Raw genomic sequence first — 6,737 nt, 5'->3', positions numbered from 1 at the left:
ATCGTCGGGATAAGCCAGCAGCGCCCCGTCGGGGTTCAGCCGCAAGTCGGCCGGAACCAGCGCCCAATCCTCGACCAACAGGGATTTCAGGCTCAGCTCATGGTCCATCTGCCGGCCGGCGGCATCGTTGGACCAGCCGGTTCGTGCCGCCAGCCAACTCGTCCCGTCGGGACCGGTCAGCCGGAGCAGGCTACGGCTCCCGTCGCTGGACAGCAGTTCGGGCCGGGCGGCATCCAGCCACACCGCATCGGGCGCCGCGGGCTGGAGGGGAGCCGGGCCTTCCCTGTCCCGGAGAGGATCGATGCCGGAGACCATGGGACCTTGCTGGCTGACGAAACACGGGACAATAGCCGGTGATACATCAGTTGCCGGGTCCCCGCATAACAGCCAGACGATCTATGAGATAGGTCGGAGGAAATAGACGCCTTGCGTCAGGCCTGCGCGCTGTCCTTGAGAACCCGCTGCAGGATGGCAAGCAGGTCGTCGGGATCGACGGGCTTTTCCAGAAACTTGTGGGCGCCCGACGCCATCGCCCGCTCGCGCAACCGCGGATCCGGAAATGCGGTCAGCAGAAGGACCGGCATCTCCGGCCTCCTGGCCTTCACGGCCGCCTGGAGGTCGATCCCGCTCATCCCCGGCATGGTGACGTCCGAGATCAGACAGCCGACACCCTCTGCCGGAGCGTCCAGGAAATCCTCGGCGCAGGCGAACAGCGAGGTGCGATAGCCGAAGGAGCGGATCAGGCTGCCCAGGCTGTTGCGGACGATGGGGTCGTCGTCGACAATCGCGATGGTCGCGCTGACGGTGGGGCGCAGCATGGCGGCTAGCGGCCGGCGTCCCCAGCCGGGAGGGCTGCGGCCATTGCGGAGCGGAAGGGGCGGCCCGGTGGGCTCATGGCGACGGCCTTGCTGAGGGACGGAAGTGCTGCTTCGGAATATGGGCGACCTTGCCGGCCGAAAGAACTATACGGTCATGGATTCGACGCAAACCTTGAGTGGGGGGAACCCCATACCAAAGGTCAGGTGCCGGGCGCGAAGGCTTCGTTCATCATGGCACGCGCCCTTCGTCAGCCATTCCGCATCCAGGCATCCGGGCGTCAACAACCTGCCGCCTCAACAGCGAGTGACCTTAGACCATGCCCTCCGCCACGGCCGGCTGGCCGGCAGAGCAGAGCCCGCCGGATCGCAGGATCGTTCTGATCGCCGACGACGATCCGTTGCTGCGGTCGTCGCTCGACAGCCTGTTCCGCTCGGTCGGGCTGGAAACCCGCCTGTTCGCCTCCGCCCGCGATGTGATGGACGCCCAATTCCCCGACGCGACCTGCTGCATCGTCATGGACATCCGCATGCCGCGGATGAGCGGCCTTGAATTCCAGGCCCAGTTGAACGCCCGCGGCCTGCGGGTGCCGATCATCTTCATCACCGGCCATGGCGACATCCCGATGTCGGTCAAGGCGATGAAGGCGGGAGCCTTCGACTTCATGACCAAGCCCTTCCGCGATCAGGAGATGCTGGACGCGGTCGAAGCGGCGCTGAGCCGGGATGGCGATCGGCGCAGCCAGGATAAGGCACTGGCCGACAGCCGCACCCGCTATGAGGCCCTGACCCCGCGCGAGAAGGAAGTGATGGCGGGGGTGACCCGCGGCCTCCTCAACAAGCAGGTGGCGGCCGAGCTTGGAATCAGCGAAATCACCGTGAAGCTCCATCGCTCCAGCCTGATGAAGAAGCTGGAGGTCCGGGCCTTCGCCGACCTCGTGCGGCTGGCCGAGGCGCTCGGCGTCAACAACGGTTGACGCCCTGGGCCGGAGGTCAGAGCGGCACCAGCGGCCAGAACAGCGCGATGGCCGCCGTGCCGACCACCACCACCATGATCGACAGCGGCAGGCCGAGCCGCCAGTAATCGCCGAAACGGTAGCCGCCCGGCCCCATCACCAGCGTGTTGCACTGATGCCCGATGGGGGTGAGGAAATCGCAGCCCGCCCCGATCGCCACCGCCATCAGGAAGGCGTCGGGCCGCAGCCCGAGATGGGTGGCGAGGCTGGCGCCGATGGGCGCCATCACCAGCACCGTCGCGGCATTGTTCAGGAAGGGCGTCACCGCCATCGCCGCCACCATGATCATCGCCAGCGCCCCGACCGGCGGCAGCCCCTGCGCCGCCTGCGACAGCAGGCCGGCGATCAGCTCGGTGCCGCCGGTGGTGCGCAGGGTCTCGCTGACCGGAATCAGCGAGCCGAGAAGGACCAGGATCGGCCATTCGACGGCCTCATAGGCGTCGCGCAGGCTGACCACCTTCAGCGCGGTCATCGCCACCGCCGCCCCGAAGAAGGCGATGGCGACCGGCACCAGGCCGGTGGCGACCAGCGTGACCGTCAGCCCCAGCACCGCCACCGCCACCGCGCGCTTGGGCGTGCGGCCGATGGCGATGTTGCGCTCGGCCAGCGGCAGGCAGCCCAATTCGGCCAGCGTGTCGGCCATCGCGGCCTGCCGACATTGCAGCACCACCAGATCGCCCGATTGCAGGCGGACCCGGCGCAGCCGCTGGCGGATCGGTCGGCCGCGCCGGCTGAGCGCCACCAGATTGGCGCCGAAGCGCTCGCGCAGGTTCACCTCCTCGATGCTGCGGCCGATCATGGCGGAACGCTGCTCCACCACGGCCTCGACCACGGCGACATCGTCTCCGTGCTCGCCCCCCTCCTGGTCCTTGTCGTGCAGCATGCGCAGACCGGCACGCTTGGCCAGTTCGGCCAGCGCCGTGGTGTCGCCCTCCAGCACCAGGATGTCGTCGGCGAACAGGACCCACTGGGCCGACGGGACATAGCGGCGGTAATTCTCGCGCACGATGGCGGCGACGGTCACCTCGCTCTCGCAGTAGGATTCCAGCTCCGCGACGGTGCGGCCGACGAACTGCGATCCGGCGGGCAACCGCACCTCCGCGGTATAGTCGTCGATGTTGAAGGCCGGTCCCGCTCCGGCCGCCCTGCCCTTCGGCAGCAGCCGATAGCCCACCGACAGGAAGGCGACGCCGCACAGCGCGATCACCAGCCCGACCGGGGTGAAATCGAACATGTGGAAGGGCTGGCCCGTCATCTCCGCCCGCACGCGCGAAACGATGATGTTGGGCGAGGTGCCGACCAGGGTCATCAGCCCACCCAGCAGCGAGCCGAAGGCCATCGGCATCAGCAGCATCGACACCGGCGTGCCGCTCCGCCGCGCCACCTGGAGCGCGATGGGCATGAAGATGGCGAGCGCCCCGATGTTCTTGACGATGGCGGACAGCATTGTCACCGCCCCGGCCAGCACCGCCACCTGGGTCCACACGCCGGTCATCCGCGCGGTCAGCGGGCGCATCGCCGCCTCCACCACGCCCGAACGGCCGACGGCGGCGCTGACCACCAGGGCCGAGCCGACGATGACGACGATGTCGTCGGAGAAGCCCTGGAACGCCTCCTTGGCCGGGACGATCCCGGCGGCAACCGAGGCAAGCAGGGCGATCATCCCGACGAGGTCGTAGCGCAGCCGGTCCCAGATCAGCAGCGCGATCACCGCGCCGATGATCCCAAACGATAGCATCTGGTCGATGGTCATTGGGAGAGGCAGCGTCCTTCCTTGCCGATTCGGGTGGCCGTACCGGACAGGTGCGGCGTCCGGTCAGCGCGCCGATCCCGACGCCCTCCCGTCCCCGCTGCCATTGCCCGACCTGCCGGACGCCGGCGCTCCCTTGTCCGGGGAGCGGGCATCCCGCACCAGCCGCCCACACTGTGGCTGCTCATCGCTGCCCGGGTCAAGGAAGGGCAGCACGCCGGCCAGCGGCGTCAGCAGCACACCCAGCGCCACCGCCGCCGCACCGCGTGCCGCCGACTCGGTGGGATCGACGCCGATGTCCGGGTTGCCCAGCGTCCCGCCGACCAACACCGGAACATGGGTGGCGAAGACCTGCGGCGACTTCGAATCGCCGACGATGCGCAGGTCGAGCGCCTCGTTGCGCAAGCTGATGCGGCCTTTGCCGGTAACCAGCGTCTCGGGCGTGTCGAGCACCAGCGCCTCGACCTGGGCGATGCCGTTCTGCACCGACATGTTGCCGACCAGGCAGTTGAAGGGCATCGGCTTCGAGCCGGAAATGACCACGCCGAGCGTCTCCAGGATGTTGGTCTTCAGCCCCTTGACCGCGAGGCTGGTGACCCGGCCGCCGTCCACCGCGACGCCGACCTTGCCGTCGGAGGTCGCCAGCAGGTCGGCCACCGTCTTGCCGGTACCGGTGAGCTGGATGCGCCCGGCCACCGTGCCGCCGACCTGCCCGGCCAGGGAGGTCTCGGCAAAGAAGGTGGACAGCTTCAGGGAACGGATGTCGAGGTTGGTGCGCATCGCCGGCACCTTGCGGCTGCCGTCCACCTGCACCATGCCGGCGATCCGGCCACCGCCGATTCCCAACGACATCGGATCGAAATGCAGATCCCCGGCGGTCAGCCGCACCCGCATGTCGAGGTCGTCGAGCGGGGCGAAGGGCGCTTCCACCCGCTTGCCGCGCAGGCGGACGTCCATGTCCGTGTTGCGCAGCGTCTCGACCGCGATCGGCGTGTCCGGAATGACCCGGCCGTTGCCGCGCGTCGGATAATCGCCGGTGCCACGGGGAGAGGCGCCAACGAGGCCCGCAAGGTCCTGCGCCGCCAGCCGGTTGGAGGTCAGTTCGGCCGTCACCATCGGCCGGTCGCCGCCAGTGTCCACCCGCAGGTCGCCGGACAGGTCGCTCTCGCCGACCTTGCCCTTCAGATCGCGGAAGGTCCAGACGGCGCCCTCGCGCCCGAGATGGCCGGAGATGGAGTAAGGCCGCGTCTTCGGTGCCGGGATGCCGACGATGGGGAAGATCTCCGCCATGTCGTCGCCGCTGAGCGCAACCGACAGGTCGACGCCCTCCATCTTCACCGGCTCCCCCACCGAGCCTTCGATGTGGCCCTTGGTCTTGCCGATGGCCGCGTCGATTTTCAACGGATAGGGCTTGGAATCGTCGCGCAGGGTCAGCAGCGACCCGCCCTCCATCGCCAGGGTGAAGGGCTTGCCGGTGAAGTTGCCCTTGCCGTTCAGCTGCACCATGCCGTTGTCGTTGCCGCCGGTCGCGGTGTTGATGCTGTTGTCGATGTCGATGTCGCTGGTGGGGTCGCGGAAGCGCAGCCGGCCATCGACGATCAGCAGCCGCCCGATCACCGGGAGGTCGCTGCGGTTGTCGGGAGTCGCGGCCGCCTTCGCCACCGCCTTTTCCGCATTGGGCGGGCCGAAATTCCAATTGGGTTCGCCCTTGTCGTTCTTCTCCAGGATCAGCTTCGGCCCCTCGACCTTCAGCTCCGGCAGCTCCCAGTCGCCGCGCAGCAGCGGCCATGGGCGCAACGTGGCGTCCAGCACCTTGATCTCCGCCATCGTCCCGTCCTGCGCCCACCCGGCGTTGGCGATGCGCAGCCCTTCCAGATGGATGCGGATCGGGTTGCCGATGTGGACGCGCAGATCGCCGTCGATGGCGACCTCGCGGTTCAGCGCGGCGGACGCGCGGCGGGCAACAAAGCCGCGGGCATCGTTCCAGTCGAACAGCAGCACCACCGCGCCGATCCCGACAACGACCAGACCGACGAGGCCGAGCAGGCCGTAGCCGATCCATTTCAACACCGATCCCGCACCCGCTTTCATCTCCCCTGCCCTCCGCGTCCCAGCCTCTCCCCAGACAACGGGCGAGGGAGCCGAACAGCGGGGGAACGGGGCGGGGAGTACCGCCAGAGAGCTGGAGCCCATCCGAAGGTTATATTCCCATTGCCGCTTATATTGGATTTAACGCAAAATTCAGTATCGCGGCGCCGTAATCGACGGAGACCCGCCCCCGACACTCCCCCCGCAGCCACGGCCGCAGGACACCATGCGTTCCCTGACCAATTTCGCCCCCTCCACCTTCGAGGAACGCGGAGCCGCCGTGGCGTTCACAACGCCGGTCCTGGCCCAGACCCGCGTGCGCAAGGACAGCCGCGACCAGTTGGAGGTGCTGGTGCCCAACCTGTCGGAAGGGCGCGGCGTCTATGTGGTTCCGTGGAAGTCGCTGCCGCTGGCCTTTCCGATGACGGTCCATGACCGGATGCTGCACGACCTGATCGCCAAGGCCGACGGCTGCTCGCCCGACGACATCCGCAAGGCGGTGCTGGAGGCGGCGCGCTGCGGGCTGGCGGGCGGCGGTGCGGTGGCCGCGGCCGAAGCGGCGCTGAGCGACGACGACGACCAGCGGCTGCTGATCAACTATCAGCTGATCGTCGAGGCGCTGAAGGCGGTCGGCCTGGAATCGACGGAGATCCTGAAGGTCGGCCTGACCTCCACCGAGGGGCAGACGCTGACGCGCGACCTGATGATGAAGGCGGCGCAGCGGCTGGCGCTGGAGCCGAAGGAGCTATACGGCCGCATCGCCGAGCTGGCGGTGATGATGGAGGCCATCGGGTTGGCGACCTCGCCCAAGCCGGCCCGGCTGCGGCGGCTGATGCGCGACCTGCAGGGCTTCCGCGACAGCATGAACGACTGGGCGACCGACAATGTGTCGGAAGCGGCGCCCATCGGCGGCTTCTGCGCCGAGGTGGCGGAACACACGGTCAACCATGCCCGCAACGTCATCGGCCAGCTCGATCAGGCGATGGCGTCGTTCGAGACGCTGCTGCGCCAGTGGGAGGCCAAGCGGCCGCTGATCCGCAAGGCGTCCAGCCGGCTTCCGGTGCTGAC

General features: G+C 68.4%; 6 protein-coding genes. 2 read left to right on the top strand and 4 right to left on the bottom strand.

The genetic code is table 11. From position 1 onward, the window contains the following. Both I71_RS12450 and I71_RS12445 read right to left on the bottom strand, forming a co-directional pair. Nucleotides 1-315 (bottom strand): hypothetical protein (locus I71_RS12450; protein WP_042695175.1); only part of this gene is annotated, 315 nt, incomplete at its 3' end. Between the two features lie 116 nt (nt 316-431). After that, nucleotides 432-818 (bottom strand): response regulator transcription factor, encoded by a 387-nt coding sequence (locus I71_RS12445; RefSeq protein WP_042695174.1) that lies wholly within the window; start codon nt 816-818, stop codon nt 432-434. A gap of 317 nt (nt 819-1,135) precedes the next feature. Between I71_RS12445 and I71_RS12440 the strand changes: the two genes are divergently transcribed. After that, on the top strand, nt 1,136-1,792 hold the full coding sequence (locus I71_RS12440) for a response regulator transcription factor (RefSeq protein WP_042695173.1): 657 nt from the start codon (nt 1,136-1,138) through the stop codon (nt 1,790-1,792). Nucleotides 1,793-1,808: 16 nt separating this feature from the next. On the opposite strand, the gene I71_RS12435 is transcribed toward I71_RS12440, so the two are convergent. Together I71_RS12435 and I71_RS12430 are read right to left on the bottom strand one after the other, a co-directional pair. After that, entirely contained in the window at nt 1,809-3,584 is a 1,776-nt protein-coding gene (locus tag I71_RS12435; protein ID WP_042695172.1) for an SLC13 family permease, read from the bottom strand. A 63-nt stretch (nt 3,585-3,647) separates the two neighbouring features. Next, entirely contained in the window at nt 3,648-5,672 is a 2,025-nt protein-coding gene (locus I71_RS12430; RefSeq protein ID WP_042695171.1) for an AsmA family protein, read from the bottom strand. 223 nt (nt 5,673-5,895) lie between these two features. Between I71_RS12430 and I71_RS12425 the strand changes: the two genes are divergently transcribed. Continuing rightward, nucleotides 5,896-6,737: hypothetical protein (locus I71_RS12425; protein WP_042695170.1), on the top strand; the 842-nt coding region annotated here is incomplete at its 3' end.

Source organism: Azospirillum sp. B506 (assembly GCF_000333595.1).
Classification (GTDB): Bacteria; Pseudomonadota; Alphaproteobacteria; order Azospirillales; family Azospirillaceae; genus Azospirillum.
Note: the sequence above shows the minus strand (reverse complement) of the source record. Positions and strands in the feature narration are given on the sequence as shown.